Source organism: Bifidobacterium sp. LH_230 (genome assembly GCF_056357555.1).
On the sequence record NZ_JBKEWJ010000002.1, the window covers coordinates 232,680 to 257,529 of the forward strand.

Below are 24,850 nucleotides of genomic sequence, written 5' to 3' on the forward strand. Positions count from 1 at the left end.
ACGACCTGCCTGTGTCGGGAGGGCACATGCAGGTCGTGTTTTGTTGCGTCGGCCGGTCGAACTGCGAATCGGTTCGGATCGCGCGCGGGCTACTCGCGGGTCACGGTCAGCAGCGAGACCGCGTGCGTCGGCATCGCGAACCGCAGCGTCGCGTCCCCGCCGTCGGCCGGCACGGTCACGGTCTGTTCCGGCTCCAGCTCCTGCAATGCGCCGGCTTTGCGAATCCGATCGTACTGTTCGCCCTGCGGGTACTTCGGGCTGCCCTCGGCCAGCCACGGCGTGTGCGCGTTCGAATGGTCGTGGTCGATGCGCTGGTGGGTCACACGGTACCGGCCCGGCTCCAGGCCATCGATGCGCAGCTCCACCTCGTGGCTCTCGTGCAGGTCAACGTCGTCGCAGTGCGAATAGACGAGCACGCGCAGCGCATCGTCGTCGGTCGAGCCGGCGTCGATCGTATCGGCCGTGCCGCGCGTCGCCACGCCGGCGATCACCGTCTGTGCGCCCTCGCCGGTGTACGTGGTCGGCGTCTTCTCATCGAAATCGGCGATCAGCCTACGGTCGAACGATCCGTCTGCCTCACAGTCGCTGCCCAGCGCGACCGTCTGTCCGCCCAACTGCGAGAACATGCGGAACGTGTTCATCACCGGCTTGTCGATGCCCAGCGTCGAGAACGTGCGCGTGCCGGCGAAGCACTCCTCCTGCGGGAACATGAACGCCCATGCGAGCGGGCGCACCGTGACTCCGCGGCTTACGCACAGCTCGTGCAGACGCGTGTACGCGGCCGCCACCCACGACGCGTAGTACTCGGTGTTGCGGAAGCGCATGTTCGGATTGTCGGCGATGCCGCCCGCCGCCCAACCGTCAGGATCGGCCTCCGAGATCACGACCTCTCGGTCGGCGAAGCCCTCGTCGCGAATCACGTCCAGCGCGAGTTCCGTCTGGTGGACGAGACTGCCCACGCTCGGCACCGACTTGGCGGCCACATCGTTGCCCGGCAGCAGCGCTCCCTTCGCATGGAACGTGATGAAATCGAGCCGCGCGCCGGTCTCGCCCGTGCAGGAGTTATGTCCCTCTCGGCAGTGTGCGAGGAAGGTCTGCATGAGCCGGCGGCCGCCGTTGTGCAGGTAGACGCTCGTGCAGGCCGGGCCGGAAAGCCGAGCCGAGGGAAGCGCCTCGTGCAGCGCGTGCTCGGTGTAGTCGAACAGCGTGCAGTACTCCTCGTCGGTGCCCGACCAGTAGAAGATGTCCGGCTCGTTCCACAGTTCGAAATACCACGTCCTGATCTCGTCCTCACCGTACCGCTCGGCCAGATGGCGCGCGACGGTGAGCATGAAGTCATGCCACTTGTCGTAGCTCTCCGGCGGATACGTCCAGCCGACCTCGCGGTAGTGGTTCACGCCGCCCAGCTCCGGTTGTTCCTTGTACTTCGGATCGGCGAGCTTCTCGGGCATGAAGCCGAGCTCGACGAACGGCTTGTTGCCGGTGGCGAGGATCGTGTCGAGGATGAGGTCGTAGTACGTGAAGTCGTAGATCGGATCGCCGGCCGCATCCTCGCGGTAGATGTTCGACGAGCCGAACTTCTGCGTGCCATGGCAGCTGCCGTTGCAGAACATGAAATGCGTGCGCACGTAATACGGCGCGTCGGGCAGCGCGCCGAACTTGGCGAGCAGCTCCTTGCCTTCGGGCGTGTACGTGTAGTTGCACTCGTCGTAGCCGATGTAGCGCCAGGAACGGTCGAGCGCGCCGGTGGGGTGCGCGGCATCGACGGTGATGTGGCAGGTGGTCATGATGGTTCTCCTTGGATTGGTTAGATGGTTGGTGGACGTTTTGCGGACAGGCCGCGGTGTGCCGGCGGCCGGTTCATGACGGGGCTACTGCATGAGCATGTGCAGTCCGGTCATGAGGAACATCGCGATGAAGCTGGTGGTGGCGAGCGTGAATCCGGCGAGCTTCGCGTTGCCGAGCACGCGGTCGGTGAACAGCGTGCAGAACACGGCGGTCGGGGCGAAGCACATGAGCGCCACGGCCTGACGCGTCACCAGGTCGAGCGGCAGCAGGAACCATGCGGCCAACGCGAACAGCACGCCGAACGGGATTCGCCAGCCGATCACCTGCAGCAGATTGCGCACGTCGTTGCGGCTGCCGGGAAGCTCCATGAGCATGCCGACCATGAGCATCGAACAGAACGGGTTCGCGTCCGCGAACGGCGTGAGCACGTCGGCCAACAGCTTCGGAATCGGCAGATTGAACAGCACGACGGCGGTCATGATCATGTACATGTCGAACGGTCCGGACTTGACGAAACCGAGCGCGATCGTCTTGAGCTGCGCGAGCCGCGCGGCGCGGCGGGCGGCTGCGGTGGCCGGTCGGGGCGGTGCCGGCAGGGTCGGCGCGTCGCCGGCGTGCTGCTCGGTGATCGGACGGCTCGGATCGACGTGCAGCAGCGTCGTGGTCATCACGTTGCTGCCGGCGGTGGTCATGATCGCGTTGCCGATATCCATCATCGCGCCGGTCACGATCGCGCCGGAGCCGTAGAACGCCTGCAGCAGCGGGAAGCAGAAATTGCCGATGTTGTAGCCGGACGAATTGAGCATAAGGAACGCGCGGTCAGTGACCGGGCGTTTGCGGCTGGCGAGAAACACGAACGGCACCGGGACGAACGCGGCGAGGAAGCCGAACAGGGTGACCCACAGCAGATCGACGCTGTGCGGATTCGTGGCGAACGAGACGAGAATCGACGCGGGCAGCGTCACGTCGAACACCACGACCTGCATGATGCGGTAGTCCTTCGCCCCGAACAGGCCGACGCGCTTGAGCAGATATCCGATCAGGATGATCAGCAGAAACGTCAGCGGTTTCATCAGTTGGCTCACGAGTCTCTCCTTCGACATGCGTGAACGGCTTACTCAATGCTTACGTTTTACGTTAAACCTAACGACAGACGATGTCAAGCCGGAATGATTTCGCGTCGGGCGGCGTGAATGTGCGGTGGGTGGTTGTTCGGTTCGCCGCCGAGTCGTTTGTGCCGTAGTGTGTTTTGCTGATGTGGGCCATTCCGGAGCATGCCCGCGTCCTGGGTGTTGGGCCTGATGCTCCCTCGGGAATTCCGAAATCGGAGCGTGCCGCCGCTCCTCTTCTATGCCCCTCTCCGCAGCTCTCTTTGGCCCATTTTCCGCGACGCCACTGCATTGGACTTTTTCTGCAGGTACCTCCGCCGGCCGTTATCAATATCCACGCGGCACTAATCGTCGGTTCCTCTTCTGCAATTACCTTGTCACCGCAACGCATCCTGATTGTCGACTGGGGGTGTCCCGTCGGCGCGCGCTCATCTTCCTGTCGCCGTGGCTCGGTCGCGCGTATCGGTTCGCGTGATATTCGGGATACTTGCCCGGTGTTCCTATCACAAACATCACGCAATCCAGCCTGTTTGCGTGATGTTTTGGATAGCAGGGATGATTTGCTGGTCGAAACATCACGTGAGAAGGTCCGGTTGCGTGATATTTCAGATAGGACCTCTCCTTACTCGCCACAACATCACGGCGAGGGAGTGCTTGCGTGGTCTTTTTGAAGTACGAGAAGGACAGATTGCCCGTCCCGCTCATGGCCAGTGAGCCGGCCGGCCGTCCATGTACACGTTCAGGGTTCGTTCACTGGTCATCGGAGATCTTTTTGCGGTCGTATTCATGTTTGGAGCGCAGTCATAATCTTTATAGTCGAGACTCATATAGTTATGACTATACAAGTTGCGACTATATTATAGTCTGGCCGTATGGTGTTTATCGGACGTGAAGATGATCTTTCCTTCCTTCAGGATTGCTACGAAGACCCACGGGCGCAGCTGGTCATTCTCTACGGTCGTAGGCGCGTGGGCAAGACCGAGACGCTGGCGCATTTCTCCAAGAATCGTCCCACGTTGTTCTTTTCCGCGCAGATGGGCACTCGTGAGGAGCAGTTGGAGCAGTTCTCGCGCGTCATGTTCGAGGCCGGTGCGCCTGCTGGCAAATATCTCGACCGGTATGCGGACTGGCGTGCTGCGCTTGATGATCTGACCGTACTGCCTGCTCCTGCCGACGGACGTCGCCGTCTGATAGTCATCGATGAGTTTCCCTACTTGGTGAAGTCCGATCCCTCATTGCCGTCGATCCTGCAGAATCTGTGGGATCATACGTTCCGCCATGCGAACCTGATGATCGTGCTGTGTGGCAGTGCCATGAGTTTCATCGAGAAGGAGATCCTCTCGGAGAAGGCGCCTTTGTATGGGCGAGCCACCGGCGTGCTCAAGATGCAGCCGATGCCGTACTGGGACGCGGTCAAGTTCTTTCCTGATTATTCGGATGAAGACAAGGCTCTGGCATATTCGATCCTCGGCGGTGTTCCCCAGTATCTGGCGACGTTCCTGCCGGATCGGAGCCTGGAGTGGAACGTGAAGCGATTCATCCTGCGGCGCGGCGCGGCCCTGTATTCGGAACCCGACGTGCTCATGCGTGAGGAATTCCGTGAAACGGCCAAGTACAGCACCATCATTCGTGCCATCGCATTGGGTAACACGCGTCTCAACGACATAGCCGCCCATACGCTGATTCCCGTGAACGCTCTGGGGTTCTACCTGTCGTCCCTGATGGAGGTCGGCATCGTGGAACGCGAGTTTCCGGTCACCGCGAAGCCCGCCGAGCACGCGAAGGGGACGCGTGGCCTGTACCGGCTTTCGGACGAGTACTTTCGATTCTGGTATTCCTTCGTCTATCCGAACCGTTCGCGGCTGGACGGCGGCGATGCGGACGGCGTCTGGGATGACATGATCCGTCCTCTGCTGCACGATTACGCATCCCGCGCGTTCGAGCGAATGTGCGCCGCATGGCTGATGAGGGAAAGTATCCGGGGTTCAATGCCGTTCCATGTCAGCAAGGTCGGCCGCTGGTGGGACAAGACCGACGAGATGGATGTCGTGGCGGTGGATGGGGCCGGTGCCAAGGCGATCGCCGGAGAATGCAAGTTCCGCAACGTGCCGATGGACGCGTCGATGCTGGAGTTGCTGCGTACTCGTGCGGCTGGGCTCAAGGCTTCGCAGCGTTGGTTCATGCTCTTCTCTCTGGGAGGATTCACGCTTCAGCTTGCTGACATCGCCGCCGCCGATGATTCCGTACGGCTCGTGGGGATGGATAAACTTATGTCGTGATAACAGCGTTGGATCGGCGCGGCCGCCCCGTCCCGCTCGTGCCCGCGCCCGGGGCCGCCGGCGGTCTTGCCGAGGAACCAAAGCGGAATCCGATGTTGTGAACCGTTGTGCTCCTAACTTGTTTTGCCTCGTTTGACTGTGTGGTAGTGCGCAAGATCTCGGGCACTACCCAAGCGGCTGGGCTGCAACGCGACGAGTTCGAAAAGGCGGGATGCGTCCGCCTGTTCGTGGATGCTGTGTCGGGAGCGAAGGCGCACAGGGCGGACCCCGAACCGTATGAGGTGGATATTGTCTGGAGCGGACGAGAGGCGACCGAGGATGGTCGATGACCAAAATGGCCGCATGGGCGAAGCGGCATCTTTATGCCTGCTAGGAGCATATGTTTCCGAAATCGCTTACCGCGATTGCTGGGCAGGGGCTGATCGAGGAAGATCTGCTGCTGTCGGCGTTTCTGTGATTTGCCTAACATGTGACTGGTGTGTATATTGGTAAGCAATGGAAAGCGCTTACCAAAGAGTTGCGGCGGATCGTCGTCGACTGACTCGGCGAAGCGCAAGACAGAAGACCGTGACTGCAAAGCCGCAATCAATGAAAGGAAACGAACGGATATGGCAGACAAGACCATCGGCGTGATTCTGAACGGTGCGACCGGGCGTATGGGATACCGGCAGCACCTGTGCCGCTCCATCCTGCCCATCATCGAACAGGGAGGCGTGGAACTCGCGGACGGTTCTCGCGTCCAGCTCGACCCGATCCTCGTCGGACGCCACGAATCCAAGCTCAAGGAAGCCTCCGAAAAGCACGGTGGACTCAAGTACACCACCGACCTCGACTCCGTGCTCGCCGACCCGGCCTACCCGCTGTACGCCGACTTCCTCGTCACCTCCGCCCGACCGGACGCGATCAAGAAGGCCATCGCCGCCGGCAAGGACATCTACACCGAAAAGCCGATCGCCGAAACCTACGAGGACGCGCGCGAGCTCGTCGAGCTGGCCGAGAAGGCCGGCGTCAAGACCGGCGTTGTGCACGACAAGCTGTTCCTGCCGGGTCTGTTGAAGCTGCGCCGTCTCATCAAGTCCGGCTTCTTCGGACGCATCCTGTCGGTGCACGGCGAATTCGGCTACTGGGTGTTCGAAGGCGACTGGCGCGCATCGCAGCGCCCGAGCTGGAACTACAAGAAGGAACTCGGCGGCGGCATCATCTCCGACATGTTCCCGCACTGGAACTATGTGATCGAGGGCCTGTTCGGCCACATCAAGTCCGTCTACGCCGAGGCGAAGACCGAAATCCCTGAACGCTGGGACGAGCAGGGCAACCAGTACGACGCGACCGCCGAGGATGCCGCCTATGCGATCTTCGAACTGGACAACGGCATCACCGTGCAGATGAACTCCTCGTGGAACACGCGCGTCTACCGCAACGAACTGCTCGAATTCCAGATCGACGGCACGCGCGGCTCCGCTGTCGTCGGTCTGTTCGGCGCGGAGATCCAGGTGCGCGACGTCACCCCGAAGGCGTTCTGGAACCCGGACGTTCCGGACCCGCACGACTACATGGCCGGCTGGCAGGAGATCAATACCGACGAGACGTTCGAGAACGGCTTCAAGGCGCAGTGGGAGGAGTTCATCCGTTCGCTCGCCGAAGGCACCGACTATCCGTACGACTTCGCTTCCGGCGCGCGCGGCGTGCGTCTGGCCGAACTCGGCTACGAATCCGCCGCCAAGGGTGCAAAGGTACTGGTTCCGGAAGGCCGCTACTGATATAGGGGAGACGATATGACTACATTCACATTGATCGACAAAAACGGCGCGACGCGCACGGTCGAAGCGAACCCGGCCCCCGCGTTCGCCAAACCGACGCATCCGCTCACCTCGCGCGTCGCCTACGCGGCGGCGCACGTCGTGCCGCTCGCATGGGCCGACAACACGCCGGGCCGGCCGGCCGAAGTCGACTGGGATGCGACGATCGGCTTCCGTCGCATGGTCTGGTCGTGGGGACTCGGCGTGGCCGACTGCATGGACACCGCGCAGCGCAACCTCGGCATGGACTGGGCCGCCACCGCCGAACTCATGCGTCGTTCCGGTGCGGCCGCCCGCGAATACGCGGCCAAGGAAGGTTGGGGCAGAAGCGCCGCCGACCTCGTGTCGGTCGGCGTCAACACCGACCAGCTCAAGCAGGGCGGCGACTACACGCTGCGCGAGATCGTCGACGCGTACCTCGAACAGCTGAACGTGTGCGAGGAGGCCGGCGACGGTCCGGTCATCATGTGCTCGCGTCACCTGTGCCGCACCGCACAGTCCGCGGCCGACTACATCAATGTGTACGACGAGGTGATCGGCGCCGCCAAGCAGCCGGTCATCCTGCACTGGCTCGGCGAGGTCTTCGACGCGCAGCTGCACGGCTACTTCGGCTCTCCCGACTGGCATGCGGCGTCCAAGACCGTGCTCACCATCATCGAACACAACCCCGGCAAGGTGCGTGGCGTGAAGATGTCCCTGCTCGACGCCGACTCCGAACGCTACATGCGCGCCATGCTGCCCGAAGGCACGATGATGCTCACCGGAGACGACTTCCACTACGTCGACCTCATCAAGGACGCGGAGCAGGACGACCCGCGCACCGGCGGCCGCACCGTCATGCACTCCAACGCGCTGCTCGGCGCGTTCAGCGTGCTCGCGCCGCACGCCTCCGCGGCCATCCAGGCGTTGGATCGTGGCGACGAGGCCGAATACCTGCGCATCCTCGAACCCACGCAGGCGCTCGCCCAGCAGGTGTTCGTCCACCCGACCGAGTTCTACAAGACATCCGTCTCGTTCATGAGCTGGCTCAACGGTCATCAGCCCGCCTTCCAGATGGTCGGGGGACTGCAGTCCGCGCGCAGCCTGCCCAACCTGAGCCGCGTCGTCGAACTCGCCAACGACTGCGGCGCGTTCGAACAGCCCGAACTCGCCGCCGAACGCTGGAACGCGCTGCTCGCCATCAACGGGATTCGCTGATCGGCGTTACGTCGGTCGGGGAGCGGCGGGCGGGAACCACTGTGAAGATGTCTCCGCTCGCTGACGCTCGGTCGACATGACGGTAGTTCCGACGTTCGCTCGACATGACAATCATTGAAAGGATGTTGCAATCATGACCAATCCGATTCTGTCCATGAACCAGGCGACGATCAAGCACGCCGACTTGAAGCAGACCATCGACACGCTCACCAAGGCCGGCTACCACAGCGTCGGCCTGTGGCGCGAGCCGGTCGAGGCCGTGGGCCTCAAGGAAGCCGTCAAGATGGTCGCCGACTCCGGCCTGCGCGTGTCCACCATGTGCCGCGGCGGCTTCTTCACCATGCCCGAAGGACCGGCCCGCCGCGCCTCCATCGACGACAACCGCAAGCTCATCGAGGAGACCGCCGCATTCGGCTGCAAGGCGCTCGTGCTCGTCGTCGGAGGCTTGCCGGAAGGCTCCAAGGATCTTGCCGGCGCGCGCGGCCGCATCGAGGACGCGCTGTTCGAGCTCGAGAAGGATGCGCTCGAGGCCGGCGTCACGCTCGCCATCGAACCACTGCACCCGATGTACTGCACCGACCGCGCGTGCGTGTCCACGCTCGGCCAGGCGCTCGACATCGCCTCGTCGTTCGACCCGAAGGCTGTCGGCGTGACCGTTGACACGTTCCACATCTTCTGGGACCCGCAGGTGCTCGACTCGATCGCGCGCGCCGGCCGCGAGGGGCGCATCGCCACCTATCAGGTGTGCGACTACCGCACGCCGTTCGAGAAGGACGTGCTGCTGAGCCGCCACTACATGGGGGAGGGCATGATCGACTTCAAGCCGCTGACCGAGGCTGTGGCCGCCACCGGCTGGCGCGGCGACATCGAATGTGAGATCTTCAACCAGGTCGTGTGGGATACCCCGTTCGACGAGGTCGCCAAGCGCGTCTCCGACGCGTTCGACCGGGAAGTGGCACCGTACTGGCCGGTGCACTGAGCTGCGACACGGCATCGTCGATGATGAAATGGGCGGGACCGAATCCGGTTCCGCCCATTTCGCGTATGGACGCCATGTCCACATACCGCGGCGAAGCCGCCGGGAGCCTGTCGGCCGGCGTATCCTCGCACGAGGTTGCAGTTACACCATGAGGAAGGAACCGCCGTGATCGCGGGATTTTCGATATTGACGTTGTTGCTGATCCTGCTGGCCGGCGTCGGCGCGGGATTCGTCGGCTATGCGGTGGGCGCGTCTTCGCTCGTCTCCTATCCCGCCCTGCTTGCGCTCGGCATTCCCCCGGTGCTGGCCAACGCCACCAATACGGTCGGCGTGGTCGGCACCGGCATCGGTGGCATGCTGGGCGCGCGCAAGGAGCTCAGGGGCCAGACGCTGCGCTCGGCCATCTACATCGCGATCGGCGCGGTGGGCGGCGTACTGGGCGCTATCCTGCTGCTCGCCCTCGACCCGAAGGTGTTCGAATACCTCGCGCCGGCGCTGATCCTGTTCAGCTCGCTGGTGATCGCGTTCAATCCGCGCGGGCGCATGCAGGCCAAGCAGGCCGCCGCCGCGGCTCAGGCGCAGTTGGAAGGCAAGAAACCGGGTGCTCTGGACCAGCCCGTCCAGCCGTTGCGTGACGACAAATGGTGGGTGTGGCTCGGCGTGGTGGCCGTCGCCGTCTACAGCGGCTACTTCGGCGCCGGCGCCGGCACCGTGGCGCTGGCCGTGCTCGACGCGGCCAAGATCGGCCCGTTCCACAAGATCAACGCGTTGAAGACGCTGATCGGCACGGGCGCGAACATCACCGCGTCCGTCGTGTTCATCGTGCGCGGCGTGGTTGATTGGCCGGCCGCGATCATGCTGTGCATCGGCTGCTTCATCGGCGGCTACATCGCGCCGCCGATCACGCGGCACATCCCCGCGAACGTCATGCGCGTCGCCGCCGTCATCGCCGGCATCGTGCTGACCATCGATCTCGGCATCAAGACATACTGAGCGTCATCGCTCAGGTATCGCCGTATCGATCAATCGATAGATTGATCATCGACAGTGTTCCAGCCAGCGCAACTATTCTCGGAAATTTGCCCCGTTCTCCCAGAATCGTTGCGCTGGAGACCTCTCAGTGCAACAAATTCAGGAACATGGGGGCAATTTCCGAAGATAGTTGCGCTGGGATATCGTCATTGCAACTATTTTCGGAGAATGGTGATGATCTCCGAAGATAGTTGCGCCGAGAAAGAGGGTGTGGCGAAGAGGAGAAGGGTGGGCGCCTAAGATGATGCCGTTGGCGTTTCGGGATCGTTAGATACCAACAACAAACCTACGCGAAAGCCCTATATAGAAATCGGGAGGGTTGCGGCGCCGCTGGTCGGGCGGTGCCGCAACCCTCCCGTCATAGAGGAAGGGGAGAGGTAAGTCGGATCACTCCGCGTTCTTGACCGCGGTGGCGATGGACACCGACGGGTCGAGGAACGGGATGAGCGTGGACTGGAACGCGTGGTACAGGTCGGACTTGCCCGGCCACACGGTGCCGATCACATGGTTGTCCTTGTCGAGCTGGTGGAACCACGAACCACCCTCGTGGTCGATCACATGCTCGTCGACGTACTGCGCGAACGTGGCGTACCACTGCGCGTACTCGTCCTTGCCGGTCGCCGCGTACAGCGTCGCGGAGGTGTTGAGCGACTCGGCCAGCGTCCAGTGCATGCGGTCGGTCACGACCGGCTTGCCGTTCCAATCGGTCGTGTAGGCGAGGCCCACGGTGCCGTCCGCGTTCCACGCGTCGGCCACGGCACGCGCGAACAGGTGCTCGGCGGCCTCGATGTACGGGGCCGCGCCGTCGAGGTTCGCGAACGAGCTCAACGCCCACTGGGTGATCAGACGCGCCCATTCGATGCCGTGGCCCGGGGTCGCGCCGTACGGCTTGAACTGGTCGTCCTTCTTGTCGGCGTTGAACTCGAGTTCGACGGTCCAGTCGGAGGCGAAGTGCTCCGGGATGCGCCAGTTGTTGTCCTTGGCCCAGCCGATCACATGGTCGATGATGCGGCCGGCGCGCACGCGATAGGAGTTGTCGCCGGTGGCGTCGGCCACGGCCAGGAACGCCTCGGTGGTGTGCATGTTCGCGTTGAGGCCGCGGTACGGGTCAAGCTCGGTGAACTCGGTGTTCCACGTATCGACCGCGAATCCGATCTTCTCGTCCCAGAAGTGCTTGTCGTAGGTGGCCAGCGCCTCGTCGAGCAGTTCCTTGGCGCCCGGGCGGCCGGCCAGCAGCGCGGAGGAGGCGGCGAGGATCACGAAGGCGTGCGCGTAGCAGACCTTGCCTGGCTCCGGCGTGCCGTCCTCGTGCACCTGCGGGTACCAGCCGCCGTTCTTGTCGTCGTGCAGCACGCCCGTGAGGCCATTCAGCGCCTTGTCGGCCAGCTCGCCCGCGCCCGGGTAGCCCAGCATCTCGCCGATCGAGTAGACGTGCGCCATGCGGCTGGTGATCCACGTCTCCTCGCCGTGCGACGGGTCGATCGTGCCGTCGGAGTTCAGCCAGCCGGAGCCGCCGACCGCGGCCGGGAAGCCCTTGCCGAAGTTCAGCAGCTCATACGTTTCGGACGCCATGAAGATGCGGTTGGCCTCGGTGCCGAGCGTGTACTTTGGATTGGTGCTCATATGTTTCCTCCCTTGGATTGGTGAGTGCGGCGGTGCGACTGGCCGAAGCCGGCTGCACCGGGGTCGCAATGTAACATATTATGGAAAGCGCTTTCCATAATACCGTCATCGCTTGACGCGAATGCCGAAATAGTCCATGACCAGCTCGCAGAACATCATATTCGACCAGCTGAACCATTCGCGCGTGTATTTCGTGGGATCGTCCACGTCGATGCCCTCGTGCATGAGGTGCGTGCCCGCGTCGGTGGCGACGAGCCGGTCGAGGATGCGCGCCTTGGCGTCGCGCTCGCCGCTGGTCATCGCCTCGATCGCCAGCGCGATCGGCCACACGTACCGCGGCGGCGTGTGCGGCGAGCCGATGCCGCGCAGGTGTTCGCCCTCGTAGTAGTACGGGTTCTCGTCGCTCAGCAGCGTGCGCCGTGTCGACAGATACGTCGGATCGTCGTTCTCGCAGTAGCCGAGATACGGTGCTGCCATCAGCGAGGGCACGTTGCTGTCGTCCATGATGTTGTAATGGCCGAGTCCGTCCGTCTCGAACGCGTAGATCGTCTCGCCGTCGCGGTTGATCGTCTTCGCGTGCCGTTCGATGCCGTCGCGGACCGAGACGCGCAGCGCCTTCGCGCGTGCGGCGATGGCGGGATCGTCGAGGATGCCGCCATCGAAGATGCGTTCGAGATAGTCCATGACCACGACGACGAACATGTTCGCCGGCACCAGATAGTGGTATGTGCAGGCGTCGTCGCTCGGACGGAATCCCGACCATGTCATGCCGGTGACGGCCACGGGGGAGCCTTTGCCGTCGTTGACGAGCGATTCGGTGGGGATGTCGCAGTCGCGCACGAAGAAGTACGACGAGCGCGCCGCATGGTCCTGCTCGGTCTCGAACACGTCGAGAATGCGGCGTACGCCGGCGACGAACTCGGCGTCGAAATGGTCGGTGCGACCGGTGTTCGTGTACAGCAGCCACGCGAGCTGGATCGGGTAGCACAGCGAGTCCACCTCGTACTTGCGCTCCCACAACCACGGGCTGGAGAAGTCGGATTGGTCGTTCGGGTCCCAAGTGTGCCCATTCGGCTCCTCGTTGAACGCGTTTGCGTACGGGTCGATGCCGATGAACCGGAACTGCTGGCGCACAAGTCCGGCGATCATGTCGGACAGGTCGGGGTCGTCCTTGGCGATGACGAGGTAGGGGCGCACCTGCGCGGTCGAGTCGCGCAGCCACATGGCCGGGATGTCGCCGGTGAGCAGGAACGTGGTGCCGTCCTCGTGCCGTTTGACGGTGGTGAGCAGCGTGTTGGCGAAGCAGGCGTTGAAGTTCTCGGCCCATCGCGCGTGCTCGGTGCCGCACAGGTCGGTGATGCGCTGCATGAACGCGGCGACGGACTGCGGTACTTCGGTGTAGGTCATATCCGGTCCAACTTCTTTGTTAACGAGATTAATCAATTGGTACGGCACTATTCTAAACCGCTTTAGTAGTCCGACACGCCACACGTCACGCAGGATACGAAAAAACTCCCCTTACCGAGAGCGATATCGGCAAGGGGAGTCGTGGAGCTTACGGAAGGCGGAAGACCGGCGATCCGGGAGGATCAGTTGGCGATCTCGCCGTCCTCGGTCATGGCCTTGAGCTGGGCCGGGGTGTACTTGTCACGCTTGAATTCGGAGACGAAGTACAGGCCGACGATGAGCAGCTCGATGGCCGGCAGGATGAACGAGAACTGCATGTTCACCGCGTCGGAGAGCGCGCCCTGCGCCATCGGCAGGATCGCGCCGCCGACGAGCGCCATCACGATGATCGCGCCGGCGGTCTCGGTGTGGCGACGGTCCTCGACGGTCTTGAGCGTGCGCGAGTAGATCGTCGGCCAGCCCGGTCCGAGGAACAGACTGACGATCACGGCCAGCCAGACCGAGGCCATGCCCGGCACGAACGCGGTGCCGATGAGCACCACGCAACCGACGATCATGTAGATGGCGAGCACGCGCGTCTCACGGAACTTCGACAGGAAGTAGGAGGCGGAGATACGGCCGACGAAGAAGATGATGTAGCTGATCATCATGTAGTTCGCGGACTCGCGGTCGGAGATCGGGGCGCCGGCCTGTTCGGACACGTTCAGTGCCAGACGCATGGTGAACGACCAGATGCCGGTCTGCGCGCCGATGTAGATGAACTGCACGGCGATGCCCTGCCAGAAGCGGCCGTTGTGGCCGAGGTAGGTCATCGTCTCGCCGAGCGTGGCCTTGGCTACGTCGCCTTCCTTGGTCTGCGGGCGGCACTTCGGGAACCTGACGATCGCGAACAGCACGATGAACACGAGCATGACGATCATGACGACGATGTACGGCTGCAGCGTGCGGCCGAGCTGCTCGGAGGCGAGGTCGAGCGCGGCCTGCGGGTCGGTCTTGCGCAGCTTCTCCATCTCGGTGTGCAGGTTGGAGTCCTGGAACACGAAGTACTTGCCGAGTAGCACGCCGGTCAGCAGGCCGAGCGCGTTCATGGTCTGCGCGACGTTCAGGCGCAGCGTGCTCAGGCGCTTCGGGCCGAGCAGCGTGGCGTACGTGTCGGCCGAGGTCTCGAGGAAGCTCAGGCCGATCGCCTCGACGAAGATGGCGAACAGGAAGATCTCGTACGTGATCAGGCGAGAGGCCGGGAAGAAGATGAAGCAGCCGAGCGCGAAGAACGCGAGGCCGGTCATGATGCCGACCTTGTAGCTGGTGCGCTTGATGAACAGCGAGGCGGGGATGGCGATGATGAAGTAGCCGGCGTAGAACGCGCTCTGCACGAGGGCGGTCTGCATGTCGGTCAGCTCGAACACGGGCTTGAACTGGGTGATCAGCACGTCGTTGAGGCTGGAGGCGATCGCCCAGAAGGCGAACAGCACTGAGGTCATGGCGAACTGGAGGACCGGCGTGCGGTCAAGGTACCCGTCGGGGCTCTCCACCCACGGCGTCTTTGCGGAGGTTGTGTTGCTCATAGTGAATCCCTGTTATCCCTTTTTAAATCCCTTTTGGAAAACACTGGTGTCATGGTTTGCCGGCGTTCGCGACGTTGCGTGGACGCCGGCGTGGTGTGATGGGAAAGTCCGATACGACCCGCTTGCGGCGGGCGTGCGGCTACATGATCTGGCAGAACTCGATGACCTCGTGGTTCGGGCCGAGCACGTTGAAGTAGCGGATGCCGTGCTCCCAGAACGTGTCGATGTGCTGGATGGAGCCTTCGACGAAGTTCAGGCCGAGCTTCTGCGCTTCGGCGAACGACGCCTCGATGTCAGTGGAGTCGAGCGCGAAGTGGTTGATCGCGCCGTTCTCCATCGGGGTCGGGTCCATCGTCCACACCTCGAGGGTGAGGTTGTTCAGGCGCAGGAAGGTGCAGCGGTCCTCGCCGTTCGGATAGATGCCGAGGCACGTGAAGCCGAGCTTCTCATAGTAGGCGATGGTGCCTTCGAGATCGGTGGTCGGGATGCCGACGTGCTGCACGCCCGTGACGGTGTCCTGAATGGCCATGATTACTCCTTTGTTTGTGTGATTGTTGGGTTTTCGACTGACGATGTCTGGTTCGGGGATGCGAATGGCTTAGGAAAAGGGGAATTCGCGTTGAATTTCGATGAAACGAAAGGGGAGGGGCCGGCGTCATCGTCGACCCGAACGGTTCCCGTGGGCGCGTGGCGATGCGCGCCCACGGGAACCGTACTGCGTCACTCGGCGGCTTCGGCGAGGTAGTCCGGCATGACTTCCGGGTACTTCGGCCACGCGCCGGCCTGGGTGCACACGAAGGCGGCGGTGTTGACGGCCGCGCGGTGGGCCTCGGCGAGGGTGCTGCCGAGCAGGATCTTCGCGGTGAACGTGCCGGAGAAGGAGTCGCCGGCGCCCACGGTGTCGTTGACCTCGACGTGCGGGGTGTTGAGCGTGGAGGATTCGCCGTTCTTGGAGATGATGGTCGAGAAGGTCGAACCGCCGGTCAGGATCACGTAGTCCAGGCCGTATTCGGTCATGAACCAACGGCAGGCCTCGTCGTCGGAGGTGCCGCGGATGTCGAACATGTCGCGCAGGAGCAGCAGTTCGGCGTCGTTGATCTTGAACACGGTGGCGTAGCCGAGCAGCTCCTCGATGAGCTCCTTGGAGTAGTGGTCGCCGCGCAGGTTGATGTCGAAGAACTTCATCGCGGAGGCCTTGGTGTGCTTGAGCAGCTCGACGATGGTGTCGTGCGACTCCTGGGAGCGCAGGCCCAGCGTGCCGAAGCAGACGGCGTCGGCCTGTTCGGCGACCTCGATGAGCTGACGGGTGAGCAGCAGGTGATCCCAGGCGACGCCCTTGACGATGGTGTACTCCGGGATGCCGTTCTTCAGGGCCACCTCGACGGTGGAGGTCGGCCAGGCGTTGCGCTGAATGATGGTGTGGATGCCGGCCTTCTCGGCCTCGACGAGCAGCTCGTCGCCGAGCTCGTCCTCGCCGACGGCGCTGATGGACCAGCCTTCGGTGCCGTTCATCATCGCGTGGTAGGCGAAGTTGACGGGGGCGCCGCCCGCGCGCTTGCCGGTGGGCAGCATATCCCACAGGAGTTCGCCGAGGGACAGCACGATTGGCTTGGACATGATGGTTCCTTTCTATGGTTGGCGCGGTTGGCGTCGACAGTTGGTTGTTTGGGGTTTGCCGTGTAGGCCGGCGACGTGGTTAGACGTCGTCGAAGAACACCGAGGGGTGCTCCAAAAATTCGGTGATCGCCACGGCCGCCGCGCCGGTGACGGTCGCGTCGGTGGGCAGCGGCGACAGGGTGATGGTGGTGGCCTGTGCGATGTCGGGGATCGCGCGTTCGGCCACGGTTTCGAGGATCGCGTCGAGCAGTGGCCGACCGGCTTCGGAGACGATGTCGCCGATGACGATGCGCTCGGGGTTGTAGGCGTTGAGGATCGTCACGCAACCGTAGCCGGCGTAGCGGCCGATGCGGTGCACGAGATCGAGGGCCGGTTTGTCGCCGTCGTTCGCAGCGGCGAACAGGGCGCGGCATGCCTCGGTGTGCGTCATGTCCGCCGCCCCCTCCACGAGATCGTTTGCGACGATCTGCTCGTGTACGGCCACCGCGGAGCAGTAGCGTTCGAGACAGCCGACGTTGCCGCAGTCGCAGGGGATACCGTGCACGTCGACGCTGATGTGGCCGATTTCGGTGGCGGCGCCCTGGGCGCCGTCGATGAGCCGGCCGTTGTCGATCACGCCCAGTCCCACGCCCTCGCCGATCAGGTAGTAGGCGAGGTTCTCGCAGGTGCTGTCGCGGTCGAACAGATACTGGGCGAGCGCGCCCGCGCGGGCGTCCTGCTCGATGTAGACCGGCACGGGGAACGCGTCGGCGAATTCTTCGATGAAGTTGACGGAACGCCAGCCGGCCATGGAGGAGACGACGGCGGTGCGGCCCTGGTCGCGCAGGTAGGGGCCGGGCACGGCGATGCCGATCGCGACGATCTCGTCGTCGGCGGCGAGGAGCCGGTTGACGTGCTCGTGGATGGACCGGATCGTGGCGGGGATGGTGTCGTCGCTGACGGTGGGCAGGTCCTCGAGGCTGATGCGGTTGCCGGCGAGATCGAACAGGCCGATCTCCACGAGGCTGCGGGCGAACTTCACGCCGACGACGTGGAAGAGCGCGGTGTCGAGCTTGAGGCCGATGGAACGGCGGTTCTTGATGCCTTCGAGGTCGCCGGTTTCGGTGATGATGCCGGCTTCCAGCAGGCGGGCGGTGATCTTGGTGATGGCCGCGGGGGTCAGTTCGAGCGCCTTGGCGATCTGCGCGCGCGAGCTGATGCCGTTATGATAGAGGTGCTGAAGGATGCGGGAACGGTTGGATTCCGAAATGGATGCCTGCGATGCGGTCGCGGTTGCGTTCATGTGTCCTTCACCTCCTTGTGTCCAGCTTCGTCGCACATCTTCCTTGAATCTGAACTTGATTGATATATTAACGAAGTTAATCTCGAGTGCCAAATCGAACCCGTTCGGCGTGTCGTGCCGGGCCGTGGGTCGGACGGACGATGATACGCTGGCAGGACCGGTATTGCTGGCGTCGTCGGGGCTGACGGCGCGGATATTAAGGAGAAGAAGATGACGACGCTGGAAATCGCAGTGCAGGATGTCGACGGTGCCGTCGTCGCGTTGCAGGAGGGTGCGGATCGCATCGAACTGTGTTCGGCACTGGGCGCCACGGGCGGACTGACGCCCAGCTACGGCATGATCCAGCTGTGCGCCCATGTGGGGGTGCCGCAGGGCGTGCAGGTGCTCATCCGCTCGAGGGCCGGATCGTTCATGTTCGACGAGCGGGAGAAACGAGTGCAGCTGATCGACGTGAAATCGGCCATCCTCGCCGGAGCGCGCGGCGTGGTGGTCGGAGGACTTGCGGACAGCGGGCGCATCGACGTGGACTTCGCCGCGCAGCTGGTCGATGCCGCGCACGAGGAGGCCCGCCGCTGCAACCGGCACGTGCAGGTCACGTTCCATCGCGCGTTCGACATGGTGCCCGACCAGTTCTCGGCGCTCGACACGCTGATCGAGCTGGGCTACGACCGCGTGCTCACCTCGGGTGGTGCGCCGAGCGTGCCCGAGGGGCTTGACCGACTGCGTTCCCTGGTGCATCACGCGGCCGGTCGCATCCAGATCGAGGCCGGCGGCGGCGTGAAGGTCGATCGCATCGGCGACATCCGATCGACCGGCGTGGATGCCGTGCATCTGTCGGCCAAAACGCTGGTGTCGGCGCAGGGCGGCCCCGGTGGCGGCGGCGATACGCCGCTCGAACGCACCGACCGCTACGTCGTGCGGGCCGCCGTGGCTGCGGCCCACGCGTGACATCGGATGTCTGTGTGCGTCTGTTCGTTGAGATGGCGGGCTTGCGTCGACTGGTTGAAGGTCGGTCGGCGTAAGCCCGCCATTATTGTTAATGGTGTTATAGTAAAACTAATTAACTTATGGTATTTAACGTGACTCATAAGGCGGAATATTGTTGATATTCCGCGGATTAACCGGTGACACGCTATTCATGTAAAGATAGTTGACAAATAACCGTCGAGGCTCTATATTTACATGGTAGTTGCCGCAACGAAGCGGTGGCTCCCATCTCATAGAGGAGTAGGAACAATGGTCAACAAACGAATGATGGCGTCCCTGGCCGCGGTGGCCGCACTGTCCGTGGGGCTCGCGGGCTGCGGCTCGACCACCAACGACAACAACAACGCGGGCGGAGACTCGTCCGACGGCGGCGTGGTGAACATCACCTACATGCACCGTCTGCCCGACAACGACGGCATGGTGCTCGTCAACGACATCGTCGCCAAATGGAACAAGGAGCATCCCGAGATCCAGGTCAAGGCCACCAAGTTCGACGGCAAGGCCTCCGAAATGATCAAGAAGCTCGAGACCGACGTCAAGAACGACAACGCGCCCGATCTGGCGCAGGTCGGCTACGCCGAGCTTCCCGAGGTCTTCACCAAGGACATGCTGCAGGACGTCACCCAGTATGCCGATCAATACAAGGATCACTTCGCGTCCGGCCCGTACTCGCTCATGCAGGTCGGCGGCAAGTACTTCGGCCTGCCGCAGGACACCGGTCCGCTCGTCTACTTCTACAACAAGGCCGAATTCGACAAGCTCGGCATCTCCGTGCCGAAGACCGCCGACGAGATGATCGCCTCCGCCAAGAAGGCCGCGGCCGCGGGCAAGTACATCATGTCCTACCAGCCCGATGAGGCCGGCAACATGATCTCCGGTCTGGCCGGCGCATCCGGCGGCTGGTACAAGGTCGTGGACGACGCGTGGGTCGTCAACACCGAAACCGACGGCTCCAAGGCCGTCGCCGACCTCTACCAGCAGCTCATTGACGCGAAGGCCGCCACCACCAACGCCCGTTGGGACGCATCCTTCGACGCGTCGCTGCAGGACGGCTCGCTGATCGGCACCGTCGCCGCCGCATGGGAGGCCCCGCTGTTCATGGCATCCGCCGGCGAGACCGGTGCCGGCGACTGGCAGGTCGCCCAGCTCGGCGACTGGTTCGGCAACGCCGGCAAGACCGGCCCCGACGGCGGTTCCGGCGTCGCGGTGCTCAAGACCTCCAAGCACCCGAAGGAGGCCATGGAGTTCCTCGACTGGTTCAACACGCAGATCTCCGATCTCGTCTCCCAGGGCCTCGTGCCGGCCGCCACCACCGCGGACGCCAAGACCCCCGAGAAGTGGGCCGAGTTCTTCGGCGGTCAGGACATCATGGCCGAGTTCAAGACCGCGAACAACAATATGGGCGATTTCACCTACATGCCCGGCTTCTCCGCCGTCGCCACCGCGATGAACGAGACCGCGGCCAAGGCCGTCGACGGTTCCGGCAAGGTCGAAGACATCTTCTCCGTCGCGCAGAAGACCTCCATCGACACGCTGAAGAACCTCAACCTGTCCGTCAAGGAGTGACGAACAGGTGCGCTGACCGGGCCTTTTCCGGCAGATGACAGCCGTTCCCACACCATCTGAAGAAAGGCCGGAGTCCCACGCTCCGGCCTTTCCTTATGAACCACATCCATTCTCCTGTCCGAAAGCAAGGTCGTTCCCATGACTGACACCACCCATGCGGCGAACGCGACCAAGGCCGGAACATCATCCAAGCCGAAGCGCTCCGACGCCGTCAAACGCGAGAACCGCAACGGCTGGGCCTTCATGGCCCCGTTCGCCATCCTGTTCGCGCTCGTCTTCATCCTGCCCATCATCTGGGCCATCTACTCCAGCTTCTTCCGTCAGGTAGCCGAAGGCGGCGGCGCATACGGCGGCGGCAAGCTCGTCAACAAATTCGTCGGCCTCCAGAACTTCCAGTACGTCGTCACCTCCGCCGCATTCTGGTCCGGCATCGGCCGCGTGCTGCTCTACACGCTCATCCAGGTGCCGTTCATGATCATCGCCGCACTGGCGCTCGCCATGCTGCTCGACTCGTTCATCGTCAAGCGCGTCACCGTGTTCCGCCTCGGCTACTTCCTGCCGTATGCCATTCCGGGCGTGGTCGCGTCGATCATCTGGGTGTTCCTGTACAACGGCCAGATCTCGCCGATCGTCAAGGGACTCGCGGCCATCGGCATCAACGTCGACTTCTTCGCCAAGAACATCGTGATCGGCTCGATGGCCAACATCACCACCTGGACGTTCACCGGCTACAACATGCTGATCTTCCTCGCCGCGCTGCAGGCCATCCCGCACGACCTGTACGAAGCCGCCCGCATCGACGGCGCGAACGGATTCCAGATCGCCATGCGCATCAAACTGCCGAACGTGCGCGCCGCCGCCCTGCTCGCCATGCTGCTGTCGATCGTCGGCACCATCCAGCTGTTCAACGAGCCGGAGATCATGTCCGTGTCCGATCCGAGCATCTCCAAGTCGTTCACGCCGATGATGATGGCCCTCTACACCTCGCGCGGCACCCTCACCCCGAGCGGCGATGGCCCCGCCTCCGCCATCGCCATCGTCATGGCGCTCATCGCCGGCATCCTTGCCGCGCTGTATGCCCTCGCAGAAAGGAAGGTGAACCAGGAATGAGCAGCATGACCCCCAAGGAGCGCGCCGCCCTGCGCGCGCGCAAAAAGGCCGACCGCATCCGCGACCTGCACGCCAACGACCTGCCGCGTTCCATGCAGCCGTCCGCGGCCGTCAAGACCGTCACGATCGTCGTGCTGGTACTGACGCTCATCTACTTCCTGTTCCCGATCTACTGGGCGATCATCGCCTCCACCAAGACGCCCAGCCAGATGACCGGCAGCAACGGCCTGTGGTTCGCCGTCGGACTCGACCAGCTGCCGAACGCCATCGCCACCAACTACGGTAAGCTGCTGGGCTGGACGCGCGGCAACTTCTGGCGCTGGGTATTGAACTCCCTGATCTACTCCGGGGTCTCCGCCGCAGTCGGCACGCTCGTCGCCGTCATGGCCGGCTATGCCACCGCCAAGTTCAACTTCCGCGGCAAGAACCTCGCCATCGGCGTCATCATGGGCTGCATGCTCATGCCGGCCGCGCTGCTGACCATTCCGCAGTACTCGATCTTCCACGCGATGCACCTGACCGACACGATGCTCGCCGTCATCATCCCGTGCTGCGTCTCGCCGTTCGGTTTCTTCCTCGGCCGCGTGTATGCGCAGACCTCCGTGCCGAACGAACTGCTCGAGGCTGCGCGCATCGACGGGGCCAGCGAGGCGAGGATCTTCTTCACGATCGTGCTGCGCATTCTCGCGCCGGCGATGGTGACGATCTTCCTGTTCCTGTTCGTTGCGACGTGGAACAACTTCCTGCTGCCGCTGATGATGATCTCGGCGGATACGTTGAAGCCCGTCACGCTCGGCCTGTACGGTATGGTCTCGCTCGCCACGTTCAACGAGCGCGGTGCCCTCATGATGGGCGCGCTGCTCGGCGTGCTGCCCGTGATCATCCTCTTCCTCGGCCTCCAGCGCTACTGGCAGGCCGGCCTCGCCGCTGGTGCGGTCAAGGGCTGAGTTTCTCCCCTCCTTGGCCCCCTCAGATGAGGGGGCTGTCAGCGAAGCTGACTGGGGGAGGGAACACGTGTCGAACATATGGGGTGCGGCTACCCCTCAGTCAGCCTCCGGCTGACAGCTCCCCTAGCAAGGGGAGCCAAGAATCGTTGCAAAGGAGCAATACTTCATGACCACCGGACGTTTCACCCTTCCGAGCGAATCGAACTTCGCCGAGAAGACCAAGGAGCTCGCCGACCTGTGGGGTGCGGACGCGATCCGCAACTCGGACGGCACCCAGCTCGACGACGCCGTGCGCGCGCTTGGCAAGAAGATCTACAGCGCGTACTTCCCGACCCGCGCCCACAACGAGTGGATCACCCTGCACATGGACGAGACCCCGCAGGTCTATCTGCTCACCCAGCGCGAACTCGCCGAAACCGACACCGTGACCATCGATCTCATGACCGGGTTCTTCGCCGAACAGCTCACCCCGAACTACGACGCCGACCCCGCCAGATACTGGGAGGTCGTCGACCGCACCACCGGAGACGTCGTGGACCCGACTCACTGGACGGTAGATGCGACGGCCCACACGGTCACCGTCGTCGGCGCGACCCCGATGCACGAGTACACCGTCTCGTTCCTCGCCTACATCATCTGGGACCCGGTCGAAATGTACAACCACCTGACCAACGACTGGGGCGACAAGGAACATGAGATCCCGTTCGACATCTACCATCCGGCCACCCGCAAGTTCGTGTTCGACACGTTCGAACAGTGGCTTGCAGCGAACCCCGACACCGACGTCGTGCGCTTCACCACGTTCTTCTACCAGTTCACACTGATCTTCGACCCGAAGCACCGCGAGAAGATCGTCGACTGGTTCGGCTGCTCGTGCACCGTCTCGCCCGCCGCGCTCGACGACTTTGAGAAGCAGTACGGCTATCGTCTGCGCCCTGAGGACTTCGTGGACGAAGGCTGCTACAACTCAGCATGGCGCGTGCCGCGCAAGGCCCAGCGCGACTGGATCGACTTCCTGTCGGGCTTCGTACGCGAGAACGTGAAGAAACTCGCCGACATGTCGCATGCGGCCGGCAAGGAAGCCATGATGTTCCTCGGCGACCAGTGGATCGGCACCGAACCGTACAAGGACGGATTCTCCGATCTCGGTCTCGACGCCGTGGTCGGTTCGATCGGCGACGGCACCACCACCCGCATGATCGCCGACATCAAGGGCGTGCGCTATACCGAAGGCCGGTTCCTGCCGTACTTCTTCCCCGACACGTTCTACGAGGGCAACGACCCGAGCATCGAGGCATGGGACAACTGGCGCAAGGCCCGCCGCGCCATCCTGCGCTCGCCGATCGCGCGCATGGGCTACGGCGGCTACCTGTCGCTGGCCGCGAAGTTCCCCAAGTTCGTGGACGCGGTGACGCACATCGCCGACGAATTCCGCGACATCCACGAGCGCACCGGGGGAGAGGCCGCCGAAGGCGAACTCAACGTCGCGATCCTCAACTCGTGGGGACGCATGCGCTCGTGGATGGCGTACACGGTCGCGCACGCCCTGCCCAACAAGCAGACCACCTCGTACTACGGTATCCTCGAATCGTTGTCCGGCATGCGCGTCAACGTGCGGTTCGTCAGCTTCGACGACGTGATCGAACACGGCGTCGACGACGACATCGACGTGATCATCACCGGCGGTCCGGTCGACACCGCATACTCGGGCGGCGACATCTGGGCGAAGGACCCGCGGCTGGCCGAAACGCTGCGCGCGTGGGTGCGCGGCGGCGGCGCGCTCGTCGGCGTGGGAGAACCCAGCTCCCAGTGGTTCCAGGGGCGGTTCTTCCAACTGGCCGACGTGCTCGGCGTGGACGAGGAACGCTTCCAGACCCTGTCGGTCGACAAGTACTTCCCACCCGTCACGCCTGACCACTTCATCACCGCCGACGTGCCCGTCGACCCGGCGGCGCGTAAGGCATGGGAATCGGCCGGATACCGTATCCCGCTGTCGGGCTGCGGCGGCGGACAGGGCAAGTCGCCGCTCGGCGGCATCGACTTCGGCGAGGCGATCCCCAACACCTTCCCGGTGAACGAACGCGTGACCCTGCTGCGTGCGGACGGCGGCGAAGTACAGCTCGCCGTCAACGAGTACGGGGCTGGTCGCGGCGTGTACGTGTCCGGACTGCCGTATTCAGCCGCGAACGCGCGACTGCTCGAACGCATCCTGTTCTACGCGAGCCATCACGAGGACCGGTATGCGGCTTACAGCTCGACCAACCCCGAGTGCGAGGTCGCACGGTTCCCCAAGTCCGGCTGGTATTGCGTGATCAACAACACCGGCCGCCCGCAAACCACCGACGTGGCACTGCCAGGCGGTGCGAGCGAGCGCTTCGACCTCGACGCCAGCGCCATCGCCTGGCGGCGCATCTGAGAGAAACGGAATCGCGCTTCGCGCGATGCGGTGTTGTCGGCGGACTTCGTCCGCAGTACCCCACCCGTCAGCTTCGCTGACACCCTCCCCTGAAAGGGGAGGGAAAGGCCAAACACTTCCCTCCCCTTTCAGGGGAGGGTGTCAGCG

General features: G+C 63.4%; 18 protein-coding genes. 10 read left to right on the forward strand and 8 right to left on the reverse strand.

Annotation, left to right across the window (positions count from 1 at the left end):
• Nucleotides 1–89: 89 nt before the first annotated feature.
• Entirely contained in the window at nucleotides 90–1,787 is a 1,698-nt protein-coding gene (locus AC1A0G_RS01995; RefSeq protein WP_476527091.1) for a GH39 family glycosyl hydrolase, read from the reverse strand.
• Nucleotides 1,788–1,871: 84 nt separating this feature from the next.
• Nucleotides 1,872–2,873, reverse strand: coding sequence for an AEC family transporter (locus tag AC1A0G_RS02000; RefSeq protein WP_476527093.1), 1,002 nt, complete (start codon nucleotides 2,871–2,873; stop codon nucleotides 1,872–1,874).
• An 896-nt stretch (nucleotides 2,874–3,769) separates the two neighbouring features.
• On the opposite strand from AC1A0G_RS02000, the gene AC1A0G_RS02005 reads away from it, so the two are divergent.
• The 5 genes from AC1A0G_RS02005 to AC1A0G_RS02025 all read left to right on the forward strand — a co-directional run bounded on the left by AC1A0G_RS02005 (nucleotide 3,770) and on the right by AC1A0G_RS02025 (nucleotide 10,144).
• Complete coding sequence (locus AC1A0G_RS02005) at nucleotides 3,770–5,176, forward strand: ATP-binding protein (RefSeq protein ID WP_476527095.1); 1,407 nt, start codon at nucleotides 3,770–3,772, stop codon at nucleotides 5,174–5,176.
• Between the two features lie 608 nt (nucleotides 5,177–5,784).
• The gene (locus AC1A0G_RS02010) at nucleotides 5,785–6,936 is read left to right on the forward strand and encodes a Gfo/Idh/MocA family protein (protein ID WP_476527097.1); all 1,152 of its coding nucleotides are present in this window, start codon (nucleotides 5,785–5,787) and stop codon (nucleotides 6,934–6,936) included.
• 15 nt (nucleotides 6,937–6,951) lie between these two features.
• Nucleotides 6,952–8,172 carry a DUF993 family protein gene (locus AC1A0G_RS02015; RefSeq protein WP_476527098.1) on the forward strand — a complete coding sequence of 407 codons (1,221 nt, stop codon included), beginning with the start codon at nucleotides 6,952–6,954 and terminating at the stop codon, nucleotides 8,170–8,172.
• Between the two features lie 133 nt (nucleotides 8,173–8,305).
• Entirely contained in the window at nucleotides 8,306–9,151 is an 846-nt protein-coding gene (locus tag AC1A0G_RS02020; protein ID WP_476527099.1) for a sugar phosphate isomerase/epimerase family protein, read from the forward strand.
• Between the two features lie 165 nt (nucleotides 9,152–9,316).
• Nucleotides 9,317–10,144: a sulfite exporter TauE/SafE family protein gene (locus AC1A0G_RS02025; RefSeq protein WP_476527101.1), complete on the forward strand. Its 828-nt coding sequence runs from the start codon at nucleotides 9,317–9,319 to the stop codon at nucleotides 10,142–10,144.
• A 426-nt stretch (nucleotides 10,145–10,570) separates the two neighbouring features.
• On the opposite strand, the gene AC1A0G_RS02030 is transcribed toward AC1A0G_RS02025, so the two are convergent.
• The 6 genes from AC1A0G_RS02030 to AC1A0G_RS02055 form a co-directional block, all read right to left on the reverse strand.
• Nucleotides 10,571–11,806 carry an AGE family epimerase/isomerase gene (locus tag AC1A0G_RS02030; RefSeq protein ID WP_476527103.1) on the reverse strand — a complete coding sequence of 412 codons (1,236 nt, stop codon included), beginning with the start codon at nucleotides 11,804–11,806 and terminating at the stop codon, nucleotides 10,571–10,573.
• Between the two features lie 105 nt (nucleotides 11,807–11,911).
• Nucleotides 11,912–13,213, reverse strand: a complete 1,302-nt coding sequence (locus tag AC1A0G_RS02035) for a glycoside hydrolase family 125 protein (protein WP_476527105.1) — start codon at nucleotides 13,211–13,213, stop codon at nucleotides 11,912–11,914.
• A gap of 182 nt (nucleotides 13,214–13,395) precedes the next feature.
• Nucleotides 13,396–14,778 carry an L-fucose:H+ symporter permease gene (fucP, locus tag AC1A0G_RS02040; RefSeq protein WP_476527107.1) on the reverse strand — a complete coding sequence of 461 codons (1,383 nt, stop codon included), beginning with the start codon at nucleotides 14,776–14,778 and terminating at the stop codon, nucleotides 13,396–13,398.
• Nucleotides 14,779–14,917: 139 nt separating this feature from the next.
• Nucleotides 14,918–15,307 carry a VOC family protein gene (locus tag AC1A0G_RS02045; protein ID WP_219068729.1) on the reverse strand — a complete coding sequence of 130 codons (390 nt, stop codon included), beginning with the start codon at nucleotides 15,305–15,307 and terminating at the stop codon, nucleotides 14,918–14,920.
• 191 nt (nucleotides 15,308–15,498) lie between these two features.
• A complete protein-coding gene (locus AC1A0G_RS02050; RefSeq protein WP_219068727.1) occupies nucleotides 15,499–16,395 on the reverse strand; it encodes a carbohydrate kinase family protein in 897 nt (298 codons plus the stop codon).
• A gap of 79 nt (nucleotides 16,396–16,474) precedes the next feature.
• Entirely contained in the window at nucleotides 16,475–17,677 is a 1,203-nt protein-coding gene (locus tag AC1A0G_RS02055; protein WP_476527108.1) for an ROK family transcriptional regulator, read from the reverse strand.
• Between the two features lie 210 nt (nucleotides 17,678–17,887).
• Between AC1A0G_RS02055 and AC1A0G_RS02060 the strand changes: the two genes are divergently transcribed.
• The 5 genes from AC1A0G_RS02060 (at nucleotide 17,888) to gnpA (ending at nucleotide 24,703) form a co-directional block, all read left to right on the forward strand.
• Nucleotides 17,888–18,625 (forward strand): copper homeostasis protein CutC, encoded by a 738-nt coding sequence (locus AC1A0G_RS02060; protein ID WP_476527110.1) that lies wholly within the window; start codon nucleotides 17,888–17,890, stop codon nucleotides 18,623–18,625.
• 288 nt (nucleotides 18,626–18,913) lie between these two features.
• The gene (locus tag AC1A0G_RS02065; protein ID WP_476527111.1) at nucleotides 18,914–20,230 is read left to right on the forward strand and encodes an ABC transporter substrate-binding protein; all 1,317 of its coding nucleotides are present in this window, start codon (nucleotides 18,914–18,916) and stop codon (nucleotides 20,228–20,230) included.
• Nucleotides 20,231–20,368: 138 nt separating this feature from the next.
• Nucleotides 20,369–21,340: a carbohydrate ABC transporter permease gene (locus AC1A0G_RS02070; RefSeq protein ID WP_476527112.1), complete on the forward strand. Its 972-nt coding sequence runs from the start codon at nucleotides 20,369–20,371 to the stop codon at nucleotides 21,338–21,340.
• Nucleotides 21,337–22,287 (forward strand): carbohydrate ABC transporter permease, encoded by a 951-nt coding sequence (locus tag AC1A0G_RS02075; protein ID WP_476527114.1) that lies wholly within the window; start codon nucleotides 21,337–21,339, stop codon nucleotides 22,285–22,287. Before AC1A0G_RS02070 ends, AC1A0G_RS02075 begins: the two co-directional genes overlap by 4 nt.
• Before the next feature lie 166 nt (nucleotides 22,288–22,453).
• A complete protein-coding gene (gnpA, locus tag AC1A0G_RS02080; RefSeq protein WP_476527116.1) occupies nucleotides 22,454–24,703 on the forward strand; it encodes a 1,3-beta-galactosyl-N-acetylhexosamine phosphorylase in 2,250 nt (749 codons plus the stop codon).
• Nucleotides 24,704–24,850: the final 147 nt, after the last annotated feature.

What these genes read in the sequence shown, in the direction of transcription:
- AC1A0G_RS02030 (WP_476527103.1), bottom strand. Translation starts at nt 11,806, where the DNA reads ATGAGCACCAATCCAAAGTACACGCTCGGCACCGAGGCCAACCGCATC.
- AC1A0G_RS02020 (WP_476527099.1), top strand. Translation starts at nt 8,306, where the DNA reads ATGACCAATCCGATTCTGTCCATGAACCAGGCGACGATCAAGCACGCC.
- AC1A0G_RS02065 (WP_476527111.1), top strand. Translation starts at nt 18,914, where the DNA reads ATGGTCAACAAACGAATGATGGCGTCCCTGGCCGCGGTGGCCGCACTG.
- AC1A0G_RS02015 (WP_476527098.1), top strand. Translation starts at nt 6,952, where the DNA reads ATGACTACATTCACATTGATCGACAAAAACGGCGCGACGCGCACGGTC.
- AC1A0G_RS02075 (WP_476527114.1), top strand. Translation starts at nt 21,337, where the DNA reads ATGAGCAGCATGACCCCCAAGGAGCGCGCCGCCCTGCGCGCGCGCAAA.
- AC1A0G_RS02010 (WP_476527097.1), top strand. Translation starts at nt 5,785, where the DNA reads ATGGCAGACAAGACCATCGGCGTGATTCTGAACGGTGCGACCGGGCGT.
- AC1A0G_RS02050 (WP_219068727.1), bottom strand. Translation starts at nt 16,395, where the DNA reads ATGTCCAAGCCAATCGTGCTGTCCCTCGGCGAACTCCTGTGGGATATG.
- AC1A0G_RS02035 (WP_476527105.1), bottom strand. Translation starts at nt 13,213, where the DNA reads ATGACCTACACCGAAGTACCGCAGTCCGTCGCCGCGTTCATGCAGCGC.
- fucP (WP_476527107.1), bottom strand. Translation starts at nt 14,778, where the DNA reads ATGAGCAACACAACCTCCGCAAAGACGCCGTGGGTGGAGAGCCCCGAC.
- AC1A0G_RS01995 (WP_476527091.1), bottom strand. Translation starts at nt 1,787, where the DNA reads ATGACCACCTGCCACATCACCGTCGATGCCGCGCACCCCACCGGCGCG.
- AC1A0G_RS02055 (WP_476527108.1), bottom strand. Translation starts at nt 17,677, where the DNA reads ATGAACGCAACCGCGACCGCATCGCAGGCATCCATTTCGGAATCCAAC.
- AC1A0G_RS02045 (WP_219068729.1), bottom strand. Translation starts at nt 15,307, where the DNA reads ATGGCCATTCAGGACACCGTCACGGGCGTGCAGCACGTCGGCATCCCG.
- AC1A0G_RS02060 (WP_476527110.1), top strand. Translation starts at nt 17,888, where the DNA reads ATGACGACGCTGGAAATCGCAGTGCAGGATGTCGACGGTGCCGTCGTC.
- AC1A0G_RS02070 (WP_476527112.1), top strand. Translation starts at nt 20,369, where the DNA reads ATGACTGACACCACCCATGCGGCGAACGCGACCAAGGCCGGAACATCA.
- AC1A0G_RS02005 (WP_476527095.1), top strand. Translation starts at nt 3,770, where the DNA reads ATGGTGTTTATCGGACGTGAAGATGATCTTTCCTTCCTTCAGGATTGC.
- gnpA (WP_476527116.1), top strand. Translation starts at nt 22,454, where the DNA reads ATGACCACCGGACGTTTCACCCTTCCGAGCGAATCGAACTTCGCCGAG.